Source organism: Marinobacter sp. C2H3 (assembly GCF_037080155.1).
Classification (GTDB): Bacteria; Pseudomonadota; Gammaproteobacteria; order Pseudomonadales; family Oleiphilaceae; genus Marinobacter.
In genome coordinates this window covers 75,585-88,142 of record NZ_JBBBNZ010000007.1, presented here as the reverse complement: position 1 = coordinate 88,142, position 12,558 = coordinate 75,585, and the positions used below count along the sequence as shown (strand labels likewise).

Annotated in this window: 12 protein-coding genes; 7 read left to right on the top strand and 5 right to left on the bottom strand. The window is 66.0% G+C overall.

Annotated elements, in window-relative coordinates:
• The first annotated feature begins 85 nt into the window (after positions 1 to 85).
• Both ggt and V3388_RS15950 read left to right on the top strand, forming a co-directional pair.
• Positions 86 to 1,789 carry a gamma-glutamyltransferase gene (gene ggt, locus V3388_RS15955; protein WP_336368562.1) on the top strand — a complete coding sequence of 568 codons (1,704 nt, stop codon included), beginning with the start codon at positions 86 to 88 and terminating at the stop codon, positions 1,787 to 1,789.
• A 29-nt stretch (positions 1,790 to 1,818) separates the two neighbouring features.
• Positions 1,819 to 2,070, top strand: a complete 252-nt coding sequence (locus V3388_RS15950; protein WP_336368561.1) for a thiamine-binding protein — start codon at positions 1,819 to 1,821, stop codon at positions 2,068 to 2,070.
• Positions 2,071 to 2,099: 29 nt separating this feature from the next.
• Here V3388_RS15950 and yghU read toward each other — a convergent pair whose 3' ends face one another.
• Positions 2,100 to 2,978 carry a glutathione-dependent disulfide-bond oxidoreductase gene (yghU, locus tag V3388_RS15945; RefSeq protein WP_336368560.1) on the bottom strand — a complete coding sequence of 293 codons (879 nt, stop codon included), beginning with the start codon at positions 2,976 to 2,978 and terminating at the stop codon, positions 2,100 to 2,102.
• Between the two features lie 228 nt (positions 2,979 to 3,206).
• Between yghU and V3388_RS15940 the strand changes: the two genes are divergently transcribed.
• Positions 3,207 to 4,562: a PepSY-associated TM helix domain-containing protein gene (locus V3388_RS15940; RefSeq protein ID WP_336368559.1), complete on the top strand. Its 1,356-nt coding sequence runs from the start codon at positions 3,207 to 3,209 to the stop codon at positions 4,560 to 4,562.
• Here V3388_RS15940 and V3388_RS15935 read toward each other — a convergent pair.
• The 4 genes from V3388_RS15935 to V3388_RS15920 all read right to left on the bottom strand — a co-directional run bounded on the left by V3388_RS15935 (position 4,528) and on the right by V3388_RS15920 (position 6,368).
• Positions 4,528 to 5,121 (bottom strand): SCO family protein, encoded by a 594-nt coding sequence (locus tag V3388_RS15935; RefSeq protein ID WP_336368558.1) that lies wholly within the window; start codon positions 5,119 to 5,121, stop codon positions 4,528 to 4,530. The two genes, V3388_RS15940 and V3388_RS15935, sit on opposite strands and share 35 nt — an antisense overlap.
• Positions 5,122 to 5,141: 20 nt before the next feature.
• Entirely contained in the window at positions 5,142 to 5,582 is a 441-nt protein-coding gene (locus V3388_RS15930; RefSeq protein WP_336368557.1) for a copper chaperone PCu(A)C, read from the bottom strand.
• A 140-nt stretch (positions 5,583 to 5,722) separates the two neighbouring features.
• The gene (locus V3388_RS15925; RefSeq protein WP_336368556.1) at positions 5,723 to 6,070 is read right to left on the bottom strand and encodes a hypothetical protein; all 348 of its coding nucleotides are present in this window, start codon (positions 6,068 to 6,070) and stop codon (positions 5,723 to 5,725) included.
• Between the two features lie 22 nt (positions 6,071 to 6,092).
• A complete protein-coding gene (locus V3388_RS15920; protein ID WP_336368555.1) occupies positions 6,093 to 6,368 on the bottom strand; it encodes a YrhK family protein in 276 nt (91 codons plus the stop codon).
• 145 nt (positions 6,369 to 6,513) lie between these two features.
• Here V3388_RS15920 and imuA point away from each other — a divergent pair, with 145 nt between their 5' ends.
• From imuA to V3388_RS15900, 4 genes are all read left to right on the top strand, one after another.
• Entirely contained in the window at positions 6,514 to 7,236 is a 723-nt protein-coding gene (gene imuA, locus V3388_RS15915; RefSeq protein WP_336368554.1) for a translesion DNA synthesis-associated protein ImuA, read from the top strand.
• A 22-nt stretch (positions 7,237 to 7,258) separates the two neighbouring features.
• Positions 7,259 to 8,677 (top strand): Y-family DNA polymerase, encoded by a 1,419-nt coding sequence (locus V3388_RS15910; protein WP_336368553.1) that lies wholly within the window; start codon positions 7,259 to 7,261, stop codon positions 8,675 to 8,677.
• Between the two features lie 4 nt (positions 8,678 to 8,681).
• Positions 8,682 to 11,786: an error-prone DNA polymerase gene (locus tag V3388_RS15905; protein ID WP_336368552.1), complete on the top strand. Its 3,105-nt coding sequence runs from the start codon at positions 8,682 to 8,684 to the stop codon at positions 11,784 to 11,786.
• A gap of 113 nt (positions 11,787 to 11,899) precedes the next feature.
• The gene (locus tag V3388_RS15900) at positions 11,900 to 12,436 is read left to right on the top strand and encodes a DUF2058 domain-containing protein (RefSeq protein ID WP_336368551.1); all 537 of its coding nucleotides are present in this window, start codon (positions 11,900 to 11,902) and stop codon (positions 12,434 to 12,436) included.
• The last annotated feature ends 122 nt before the right edge of the window (positions 12,437 to 12,558 follow it).

Genomic DNA, 12,558 nt, shown 5'->3' with positions numbered 1-12,558 from the left:
CAGATCGTGGACGGGATCGGTACGCACCATGAAAAATGACCGACTATCATAGCCTATCTGAATGCCTAAAACGAGGAATGGACGCATGCGTACGGTCGTGTTTTTACTGCTGCTGGGCTGGCTGCCCGGCGCCCTGGCCCAGGCCATTCTGGAGGGTGAACGCTTCCACCCCGTACAGGCCCGGCACGGCATGGTGGCCACCAGCCACCCGGCCGCCACCGAGGTGGCGCTGACGGTCCTGAAGAACGGCGGCAACGCCGTCGACGCGGCGGTCACCGCCGGCTTTGCCCTGGCCGTTACCCAACCCCGGTCCGGCAACATCGGCGGCGGTGGTTTCATGCTGTTCGCCCCGGGCGACGGCGGTGAACCAGTGGCCATCGATTACCGGGAAACGGCCCCGGCGGGGGCCACCGAAACCATGTTCCAGAACGCCGAGGGCGAGGTGGTGCCGGAGCGCAGCCGGTTTACCCACCTGGCGTCCGGGGTGCCCGGCACCGTCGCCGGCTTTGCCCTGGCGCTCGAACGCTATGGCACCATCAGCCTGGCGGAAGCCCTGGCGCCGGCCATACGCCTGGCCCGGGACGGGTTCATCGTGCCGCCGCGCTTCACTGAAGGCCTGGAGCAGGCCCGGGACCGCCTGCAACGGTGGGACAGCACCCGCAAGACGTTCTATCACGAGGACGGCAGCGCGCCGCAGCCCGGCGAACGGTTTCGTCAGCCGGCCCTGGCCGACACCCTGCAACGGATCGCCGACCAGGGCGTGAAAGGCTTCTACGAGGGCCGGACCGCCGATCTAATCGCCGAGGAAATGGCCCGGCACGGCGGGCTGATTACCCGGGAAGACCTGAAGAGCTACCGGCCGGTGATCCGCACGCCGGTGCACGGCACCTACCGGGGCTACGACGTCTATTCCATGTCGCCCCCCTCCTCCGGCGGCACCCACATCGTGCAGATCCTCAACTTGCTGGAGGCCTACCCCATCGCCGACTGGGGGTTCAATTCAGCGCGTACCATCCACCACATGGCGGAGGCCATGAAGCTGGCCTACGCGGATCGATCAAAATACCTGGGGGACAGCGACTTCGTGGACGTGCCCGTCCAGGCGCTCACCAGCAAGGCCTACGCCGATGCCCTGCGCAAAACCATTCAGCCGGACCGGGCGCGGCCAGCCAGCGAGATCGGCCCCGGCCAGCCGGCGCCTTACGAGAGCAATGAAACCACCCACTTCTCGGTGGTGGACCGCTGGGGCAACGCGGTCTCCAACACCTACACCATCAACTTCAGCTACGGCTCGGGAATTACCGTTGAGGGCGCCGGCTTCCTGCTCAACAACGAGATGGACGATTTCAGCGCCAAGCCTGGCGTGCCCAACGCCTACGGGCTGATCGGCGGCGAGGCCAACAAGGTGGAACCGGGCAAGCGGATGCTCAGCTCCATGTCCCCCACCATCGTGCGCAAGGATGGCAGGAACTTCCTGGTAACGGGCAGCCCCGGTGGTTCACGAATTATCACCACCACCTTGCAGGTGATCCTCAATGTGATTGACCATGGGATGAACATCCAGACGGCCGTGAGCGTGCCCCGCATCCATCACCAGTGGCTGCCGGATGAGCTGCGAGTGGAACAGGGCGTCAGCCCGGACACCATCGAACGGCTGGAGGCCATGGGGCACCACGTGGTGGTCAAACCCGCGATGGGCGCCATCCAGAGCATCGAGGTGGGTGACGACGGCCTGCTCTACGGCGGCGCGGACCCCAGGCGCAGCACCTCATCCGCCATGGGCTACTGAACACCGCAACCGGACACGAGGAGAACACCATGTATCTTTCCGTTCAACTAAGCTGCTACCCCCTGCGGGACGATTACAAGCCGCCGATTCTCGAGCTGATCGAGCGCCTGCGCCAGAGCGGGTTGGAGGTTTACCCCGGGCGCATGAGCACCGAGATTTTCGGCGAGTACGATGAAGTGATGGCGCTGCTGTCAGACACCATGAAGTGGTCGTTCGAGACCTACGGGAAGGCGGTGTTCGTGGCAAAAATCATGGAGGGTGACCGGCGTCCCAGGGCGTAAAACCGCCCTGGGTGGGGCCGGCCCAAGCATCAGGAGCCGGACTGGCCGCCGATCTTGTCCTGGGTCTTGGTGTCAAAGTCGCTGGCGTCGTGGCGCTCGTGCAGCTGCGACGACGGCTCGCCCCAGGTCCGGTTGACCATGCGCCCACGCTGAACGGCCGGGCGCTTGGCAATCTCATCCGCCCAACGCACCACGTGGGTGTAGGTGTGGGCTTCCAGGAACTCGGCCGCGTCATACACCAGGCCTTTGACCAGCGCGCCATACCAGGGCCAGATGGCCATATCGGCGATGGTGTACTCATCACCCGCGATGTACCGATTGTCCGCCAACTGCCGGTTCAGCACGTCCAGTTGCCGCTTCACTTCCATGGTGTACCGGTTGATCGGGTACTCGTACTTCTCCGGCGCGTAGGCGTAAAAGTGGCCGAAGCCACCGCCGAGGAACGGCGCGCTGCCCATCTGCCAGAACAGCCAGTTCATGGCTTCTGTGCGGCCGGCCAGGTCTTTGGGCAGGAACTCGCCGAACTTGTCCGCCAGGTAGAGCAGGATGGAGCCGGACTCGAACACCCGCAGGGCCGGTTGCTCGCTGTGATCCACCATCGCAGGAATCTTGGAGTTGGGGTTGGCCTCGACAAACCCGCTGCTGAACTGGTCGCCCTCGCCAATGTTGATCAGCCAGGCGTCGTATTCCGCGCCTTTGTGGCCCTTGGCGAGTAGCTCTTCCAGCATCACGGAAGCCTTTACCCCGTTCGGCGTGGCCAGGGAGTACAGCTGGATCGGGTGCTTACCCACCGGCAGCGCCTTGTCGTGGGTCGGGCCGGCAATCGGGCGGTTGATGTTGGCAAAGCGCCCGCCGCTTTCCGAATCCCAGGTCCAGACTTTGGGCGGGGTGTAGGTTGGATCGCTCATACGCCGTGTCTCCATTTGATGAATAGGAAGCTATTCCTGAATGTACAGGAAAATGCGGGTGGCCGGGAACCGATACGAGACAAACGGCAACTGGACCATAAGCGGTAGCCGAAAGCCTCTACCGCCCGTGACCGATTGCCGCAGGCGCGCGCGGAACCCGGGATTTTCATCACGCCAGTGATAGGATTGCGTCTCACTTGCACCCTATCACGAATGGACAGATCCCGTATGGCAACGTCGACTGGCGCAACCTGGCAGGCCCTGCTGACCCGGCTGCATTTTTACATTGGCCTGTTCGTTGGCCCGTTCATCTTAGCGGCAGCTCTGAGCGGCACCCTGTATGTGCTGTCTCCCCAGATCGAACACTTTGTCTACCAGGATGTGCTGACCACGTTACCGAGCGGCACCGAGCAGCCCCTGGCGGCGCAGATTCAGGCAGCACAGGCACACCTGACCACCCCGCTGCCCCTGGTGGCGGTTCGGCCCGCCCCGCACCCGGGAGACACCACCCGCGTTCTGTTCCAGGATCCGGAGGCCAGCCTGTCCGGCGTTCGCGCCGTTTTCGTGGCGCCCGATACCCTGGACATCACCGGCGACCTGCCGGTCTACGGCACCAGCGGTGTGCTGCCGCTGGGCATGACCCTGGACTTTCTGCACCGGCAATTGCTGCTCGGCGAGATGGGGCGCTACTACAGTGAACTGGCGGCATCCTGGCTTTGGGTGGCGGCTCTGGGCGGCCTGTATCTGTGGTCGCAGCGGCGCCGGACAACGGCTACCGGGCCTACCAACCGGCGCACGCTCCGGCGCTGGCATGTCCGCCTGGGCTGGGCACTCGCTCTGGGGCTGGTGTTTTTCTCCGCCACCGGACTGACGTGGTCCCGGTGGGCCGGCGAGAACATCGGCAAGGTCCGGGCCAGTATTGGCTGGGTCACCCCCTCGGTCAGCACCGCATTGCCCCACCACGAACATCACGGCGCCGGGAATGGCCCGGCACCGGAGAGCGAGTCCGCCGGGCCGGCCGCTGCAACATTTGACGAGGTACTCAGCGCCGCCAGAACCGCGGGCCTGGATGCCGCCAAGCTGGAAATCCTACCTGCCGCAGAACCCGGACGAGCCTGGACGGTCCGGGAGATCGACCGCGCCTGGCCCACCCAGGTGGACGCCGTGGCCATCGATCCCGCCTCGCTGACGGTGGTGAGCCGGGCCGATTTCGCCGAGTATCCGCTGATTGCCAACCTGATCCGCTGGGGCATTGACGCCCACATGGGCGTCCTGTTCGGGTGGCCAAACCAGCTGCTGCTGGCGGCGTTCGGCGTCGGCCTGTGCGCGCTGATTGTGCTCGGGTACCGGCTCTGGTGGCGTCGCCGCCCCATGGCGGGCCCGACCCTTCAGCCGCTGCTGGGTGCGTGGCTGGCACTGTCACCCGCGCGACGCTGCGCCAGCGGCCTGGTTGCGATTGCGCTGGGCATCAGCCTGCCGGTCATGGGGGTAAGCCTGCTGGTGTTCCTGATGATCGACGGCATCCGCTGGGCACGCCAGCGGCAGGCCGTCAACCGCCCTGACTCTCCCTCACCAGCGTGTTGATGTCGCCGGTGATGGCGCTGGGCGGATCACTCTGGATGGCCAGGAACGCCGGTTTGCCATCGCCCCGGAACGCGAACACCGCGCTGGAGTGGGTCACGTCGTAGTTGCCGTTGGCGTCCGGGTCACCCAGGGTATAGGTAACCCGGTAGCGATTGGTGACCGCGTCGATCTGCGCCTTGGTGCCGGTCAGGCCGATGAACTGCGGGCCGAATGCGTCGGTGTAGGTCTTCAGGATCTCCGGGGTATCGCGCTTGGGGTCCACGGAAATGAACAGCACTTGCAGGTCGTCCCGCAGCGCCGGATCCAGCTTGCGGATGCTGAGCATCAACTGGGCCAGCGTGGTCGGGCAAACGTCCGGGCAGTGGGTGTAGCCAAAGAACATGAGGGTGGGCTTGCCGGCGTAGTCGTCCCAGGTGACCGCCTGGCCGTCTTCGTTCATCAGATCAAAATCCAGCGCCGGCATCCGCTCGGAGATGTCCGTGGTTCGCCAGTCCTCGCCGCCGCACCCCGCCAGCACCAAGGCCACCAGGGCCGGTATCAGATATGCCCGTAACACCATCGTTCCCACTCTCCGTCTGATTACATGGCCGCCGGTGAGACCACCTTGAACATGACCGGCAGGGCGTCGCGCCCGTCAAACTCCAGCGTCACCGGCACCTCATCCCCGATGGACAGCGGCGCCTGCCGTTGCATCATCATCAGATGATAGCCGCCTGGCTTCAGCTCTACGCCGGCCCCCGGCGCGATCTCCAGGGATGGCACCGCATGCATGCTGGCCATGCCGTCTTTCTGCATGCTTTCGTGCAGCATGATGTGCAAGTAGGCGTTGCTGCGGGCGCCGGTGAGCCGCACGGGCTCCTCCGTGCCGTTATGCAGGCGGAAATAACCCGCGCCGGGTGTATCACCGGGCAGCAGGCGGATACGAGCGTCCGAAACCTCAATGCCGGCCGCCAAGGCGAGTGACGGCAGCAGGGCCAGCAGCGGGCCGGCGGTGGTCAGGCAGCGGAAAGCCGTACGCATGGCGGAGTCCTCAAATCAGGGATAAGGCCCGGAATGGACCTGTTCGGATGAACGGCGCCCTACTCTATCAGGCAGCCACCACGGGACGCCCGTGTGCGACATTATGACCCAGCCCCATCGACGGACGCCGGAGCCAGACATCAGTTGTCACAGAGGGTTGCCAGGCCGCAGTTTTCCTCAAACACGCGGGACTGTACGTCCAGCACCACCCGGCGATTGACCGCGTCGTAGTAAAACGAGGAAAAACCGCCCCGGTTATCCGCGGTGCGATAGGTCCCACACACCACATAGCCGTGCTGGGTGCGCTCCAGATTGGCCAGCTCCACCGGCTTGCCTGACGGCAGGCTGCTGGAAATGGCCTGGCGGATGTCGCCGTTTTCCTGGTGTTCAGACCAGGCCTGCCCGCCAAAGATGACACCGCCCAGCACGGCGAAAAAGGCCAGGGGGAGAATGACCAGCAGGAACGAGGCTCGGGAAGGCTTTTTCATAACGCGGTCGATACCAGAGAAGTCAGGATTCCCAGGGGTTCGGTGGGAGTCTCCGTATGTGAATGTGGCTGAGCAGACGGATGGTCGGGCGAACCAGGAACTGGGCGCTGCCCACAATAAACAGCCAGATTGCTGCGGTTTCATACGCCGGGTACAGGAACAGGATGCTGCCGATCAGGAACCAGATGGCGATGAAAAAATCGTTGGCAATGCTGATCACCTCGTAACGCCGGCGAATGACCAGCTCTTCGTGCCCCAGTTTCAGCGTCAGTGGATTGTCCGCCGGATGCTCGGCCATGCTCCTACCTTATCCGTTCATGGGTTTCCCCGAGTTATGGGTGCAACCCGGAGGTTTATCAACCCTGCCCTGACAGACCACATCGCTTGAAATAGGTTCCCTTTCAGAATACTGTATATTTAAACAGTATTATGGGACATCCATCATGAGCGAACTGCTGAACACCCTGATACAGGATGCCCGGGTCTGGCAGGGTCGGCCGCAACACCAGAGCGCTCTGCCGGCAGAGCCCACCGGATATCAGGCCCTGGACAACCAGCTGGGCGGCCTGGGCTGGCCCCGGGGCGCCCTGAGCGAATGCCTGCTGGACGCGCCGGGCATTGGCGAGCTGCAGCTGGTGCTGCCCCTGATGCGGCGCCTGGGGGACGCGGGCAAGACTGTCTTCTGGATCAATCCGCCCCACACGCCTTACGCGCCGGCGCTGGCCCGGGACGGGGTAAACCTCGACGCCCTGGTCATCGTCCACACCCGCCCGGCCGATACCCTCTGGACCCTGGAGAACTGCTTGCGGTCCCCGGTGACCGGCCTGGTTCTGGCCTGGCCCGGCACCCTGGCCACCCGCGATCTGCGCCGCCTGCAGCTGGCGGCGGAAGCCGGCAGTAACGTGTGCGTGCTGTTCCGGGAGCGCCGGCTGGCCGAACAGAACTCACCCGCAGCCCTGCGCCTGGAGCTGGCCGCAGACCACCGGCACCGGCTGAACGTCCACGTGCTCAAACGCCGGGGCAGTTGGCCCGGCCAACGCTGCGCCCTGGACCTGGGGCACCGGGCAAATCTGGCGCCTGCCACACCGCCAACCCAGCCACAGGCGGCCAGGGAAAACGCACCGGTACGCACGCCGGTGCTCCAGGGCCCATGGCCCGGTCCCTAACGGCACGTTTGGCGGTAATTCCATGCTCTGGTTGTACCTGCACTTCCCGCACCTGTTACTGGATCACCTGCGCCGTGACCGGCAGGATGATCAACCGCTGGCCATTGTCGATAGCGCGGGCCAGCGGATCGTCCAGGCCTGTCCGAACGCGTCACACCTGGGCATCCAGGCGGGCCAGCGCCTGAAAACCGCCCTCAGTCTTGCCGAATCACTGCACCTGGTGCACACCGATTCGGCCCGGGAGGCCCGCCTGCTGGATGAACAGGCAGGGTGGTTGTATCACCTGGCCGCCCATCTGGTTCCGGAACCGCCGGATGGCCTGATGGCGGAAGTCGGTAGCCTGCAGAGGCTGTACGGCGGTCTGCCAGCCGTCTGGCAGTCCGTGGAACAGGCCCTGAACGAACGCCGGTTGACCGCCTGGGTGGCCACCGGCCACACGCCACTGGCCGCGCGACTGCTTGCCCGCAGCGGCCGGGGCGAATGCACCGATGACGCAGGGCACCACCGGCGCCTGCTGGACAACCTGCCCCTGGCACAGGCCGGGTTCGACGCCACCACCAGCACCCGGCTTCAGCGCCTGGGCCTGACCACCTTTGGCCAGGTGGCCGCCCTGCCCCCGGCGGAGCTGGCCCGGCGCCTGTCCCCGGAAACCCTTGCGTACCTGCAGAAAGTGTTGGGCACCCGGCCCGATCCCCGGGCGCCCTGGCAACCGCCGCACGAGTTCCGCCAGCAGGCGGATTTTGTGCAGGACATCCAGCACACCCAGGGTCTGCTGTTTCCGCTCCAGCGCATGCTCAATGAGCTGGAAGACGACCTGTGCTGGCGCCAGCAGGACACCGACAGTCTGCACCTGCGGCTGGTACACCGGCACCACGAAGACACCCGGCTGCGTATCCGCACCGCCGCGCCGGAGCACCGGGCGGAGGCCTTCCTGAACCTGATCCGGCTGCGCCTGGACCAGCAGACCCTGGCCGCCCCCGTGGTGTCCCTTCGGCTTCTGGTTCGCCGTTTCCTCGGCCGCGACGCTCCGGCCGGGCAGGACCTGCTGGGCGAGCAGACCGACCTGAACGAAGCCTGGTACACCCTGATCAGCCGGCTCCAGGCCCGGCTGGGCGACCAGGCGATCACCCAGCTGGCCCCGGCGGCGGACCACCGCCCGGAGCGGGCCTGGTTGGCCCGGTCCATACGGCAGGCGCAGGCTCCACGGAAGCCAACGCATGAGCATGCCCCGCACCGCCCCCTCTGGCTGCTGCCGGGCCCGCATCCGCTGACCGAAACCCCGGTGGACTGGTTGTCCGGGCCGGAGCGTATCCGGGGCGGCTGGTGGGACGGGCAACCGGTCCACCGGGACTACTACATTGCCCGCCTGCACAGCGGCCAGCTGGCGTGGGTATTCCGGGACGTGCGCGACGGCTGGTTCATCCACGGCTGGTTTGGATAGCGCCATGGCCGGTTACGCCGAGTTGTCCTGTGTCAGCAACTTCACCTTCCTGACCGGCGCCTCCCATCCCCACGAACTGGCTGCCCGGGCGGCGGAGCTGGGTTACCGGGCGCTGGCGATCACCGACGAGTGCTCCGTGGCCGGCATGCCCCGGGCCTGGTCCGCGCTCCGGGACAGCCCGGTGCGCCTGATCACCGGCAGCCGTTTTACCCTCTCGGACGCGGCGGACGGTGGCCTTCCGCCCCGGTTCATTTTGCTGGCCCGCAATCGCCAGGGTTACGCCCAGTTGTGCCAGTTGATCACCACCGGCCGGCGACGGGCCAGCAAGGGCCAGTATGTGCTGCATGGCCAGGATCTGGACCGGCATGATCTGGACCAGTGCCTGTGCCTGTGGCAGCCGCCCGCTGACGGCGACGACCACCAGGCCCTGGCCACCGGCGATTTTCTGGCCCGGCGGTTCGAACATCGGTTCTGGATCGCCGCCACCCGCACCCTGGACGCCGACGACGACCGCCTGCTGGCCCGGGTGCGCTGGCTGGCCGGCGAGCTTGGCTGTCCGGTGGTGGCCACCGGGGATGTACACATGCACGCCCGGGAGCGCCAACCGCTGCAGGATGTGCTGACCGCCCTGCGCCACCGGACCTCCCTGGAGCAGGCCGGCCACCGGCTGTTCCAGAACGCCGAGCGCTACCTGCGGCCCTGGCCGGTACTGCAGCGGCTGTTCCCCGAGGCCTGGCTGAGGGAAACCCTGGCGGTGGCCGACACCTGCACCTTCGACCCGGGCACCCTGCGCTACGAATACCCGCCCGACCTGGTGCCCGAGGGGGAAACCCCCGCCGGCCATCTGGCGCGCCTCACCCGGGAAGGCGAACGGCGGCGTTATCCGGAGGGCACACCGCTAACGGTACAGGGGCTGATCCGCAAAGAACTGGCGCTGATTTCCGAGCTGCGCTATGAGCACTACTTCCTGACCATCCACGACATCGTTGCCTTCGCCCGGCAACAGGGCATCCTGTGCCAGGGCCGGGGCTCCGCCGCCAACTCCGCAGTCTGCTATTGCCTGGGCATCACCGAGGTCAACCCGGCCCGGGTGGAGCTGCTGTTTGAACGGTTCATCTCCAAGGACCGGGACGAGCCGCCGGACATTGACGTGGATTTTGAACACGAGCGCCGGGAAGAAGTCATCCAGTACATCTACCGGCGCTATGGCCGGGAGCGGGCCGCCCTGGCCGCCACGGTGATCCGCTACCGGCCCCGAAGCGCCATCCGGGACGTGGGCAAGGCCCTGGGCTTTGACCCGGCGCTGGTAGAGCAACTGCTGGACGGCATCGACTGGCGGGACAAAGCCAGCCAGTGGCGCCAGCAGATCCTCGATAAGAACCTGACCCGCAACCCGAAGGTGGCGGAGCAGTTCTTCACCCTGGTCAACACCCTGCTCGGGTTCCCGCGCCACCTGTCCCAGCACGTGGGTGGGTTTGTCATCAGCGCCGGCCCGCTGGCGGATCTGGTGCCGGTGGAAAACGCCGCCATGGCCGAACGGACGGTGATCCAGTGGGACAAGGACGACCTGGAAAGCCTGGGCCTGATGAAAGTGGACGTACTGGCCCTGGGCATGCTGTCGGCCATCCGCAAGGCCCTGGCCCTGATCAGCCAGCAGCGGGGCCGCCCCCTTCACATCCAGGACATTCCCCAGGAAGACCCGGCCACCTACGCCATGCTGCAGGAGGGTGACAGCATCGGCGTGTTCCAGGTGGAGTCCCGGGCGCAGATCAACATGCTGCCCAGGCTTCGACCAGAAACCTACTACGACCTGGTGATTGAGGTGGCCATCGTCCGCCCGGGGCCGATCCAGGGCGACATGGTGCACCCCTATCTGCGCCGCAAGCACGGCCAGGAGCCAGTGGACTACCCCAACGACGCGGTGCGCCGGGTGCTGGAGCGAACCCTGGGGGTGCCCATTTTTCAGGAGCAGGTGATCAAGCTGGCCATGGTGGCGGCGGGCTTCTCCGCCGGGGAAGCCGATCAGCTGCGCCGGGCCATGGCAGCCTGGAAATCCCACGGCGATCTCACCCCGTTCCGGGACAAACTGGTCCAGGGCATGCTGGAGCGGGGCCACGACCCGGACTTTGCCGAACGGTTGTACCAGCAGATCTGCGGTTTTGGCGGCTACGGTTTCCCGGAGTCCCACGCTGCCAGCTTTGCCCTGCTGGTGTACGTCTCGGCGTGGATCAAGCGACACCACCCGGCGCCATTTTATTGCGCCCTGCTCAACAGCCAGCCCATGGGGTTCTACTCGCCGTCCCAGCTGGTGCAGGACGCCCGGCGTCACGGTGTGGTCGTACACCCGCCGGACGTCAACCAGAGCCAGTGGGACCATACCCTGGAGGGACCGGACCAGCAGCTCCGGCTTGGGCTTCGGCTGATCCGGGGCCTGAGCCAGGCCGGAGCCGAACGCATTCAACAGCGCCGCCCAACCGGCGGCTACCGGAGCGCCGCCGAGCTGCGCCAGCGGGCGGTCCTGAACCAGAGGGACCTGGAACTGCTTGCCGGCGCCCACGCCATGCCCGGCTTTACCGCCAACCGCCACCAGGCCTACTGGCAACTGCTGGACCGGGACACCCCCACCGAACTGTTTGCCGACAGCGAGCTCGCCCCGGACGTTCGCCCCTGCGACCGGCTACCGGAACCCAGCGAAGGCCAGAACGTATTGGCGGACTACGACAGCCAGGGCCTGACCCTGCGCCGGCACCCACTCGCCCTGCTGCGGGAGCAGGGCCACCTGCAATCGTGCCTGACCGCCGAGCAGTTGGCGGCCACCCGTTCCGGCGTCCCCGTTCAGGTGGCCGGGCTGGTAACCGGGCGGCAGCGGCCCGGCACCGCCTCCGGCGTCACCTTCGTGACCCTGGAAGACGAAACCGGCAACGTCAATGTGGTGGTCTGGCTGGCCACGGCCCGCCGTCAGCGACGCCCTTTGCTGACCGCCAGGCTGCTGCATGTGCGTGGCGTGCTGGAGCGCCAGGGCGACATCGTGCACGTGATGGCCGGACGACTGTCCGATCTCAGCCATCTGATCGACACCCTGCCGGTGTCGTCCCGGAATTTCCGGTAGCTTCCGCGCCGGCGCCGGTGGGTATACTGTCCGTGGGTGGGTATACTGGCGGCCATCCAGACACGCATCATTCACGAATCCAGACACCCCTGGATGATCCGAGGAACACCACCATGGCATCCCTGCAGGACCAGTTGATGAAGGTTGGCCTGGCCGATGAGAAAAAGGCCCGGGCCGTGCGCACCGAAAAGCGCAAACAGCGCAAGCAGCAGCCCAAAGGCACTACCCAGGTGAGCGAGGCCGAGCTGCGCGCCCGCCAGGCCCGGGAAGAGAAGGCCGAGCGCGATCGGCAACTGAACCTGGAACGCCAGCGCGCCGCCGAGCTGAAAGCCATACAGGCTCAGATTCGCCAGCTGATTGAAACCCATCGGCTCGACCGCCGGGGTGCGGAGGCCACGTACCAGTTCGTCGACGGCAAGACCATCAAGAAGCTGTCGGTGAAAGACGCCATGGTTGACCCACTGTCCCGGGGGCGCCTGGCCATCGCCCGCCTCGGTGAAAATTACGAGGTGGTGCCTGAGACCGTCGCCCGCAAGATTATGGAGCGGGATGCCGGCGCGGTGGTGGTGCTGCACGAGAAGGCCAGCGATGACACCGGCGAGGACGATCCGTACGCGGGCTACGAGATTCCGGACGATCTGATGTGGTAATGACCAAAACGCCCCGCCTTCTGCGGGGCGTTTTTTGGGCGCGTCACATAGCAAAACGCCTCAGTCTGCGGGGTGCACAAACTGAGGCGTTCTGATCTTGATATGGCGCGGCTGGGAGGATT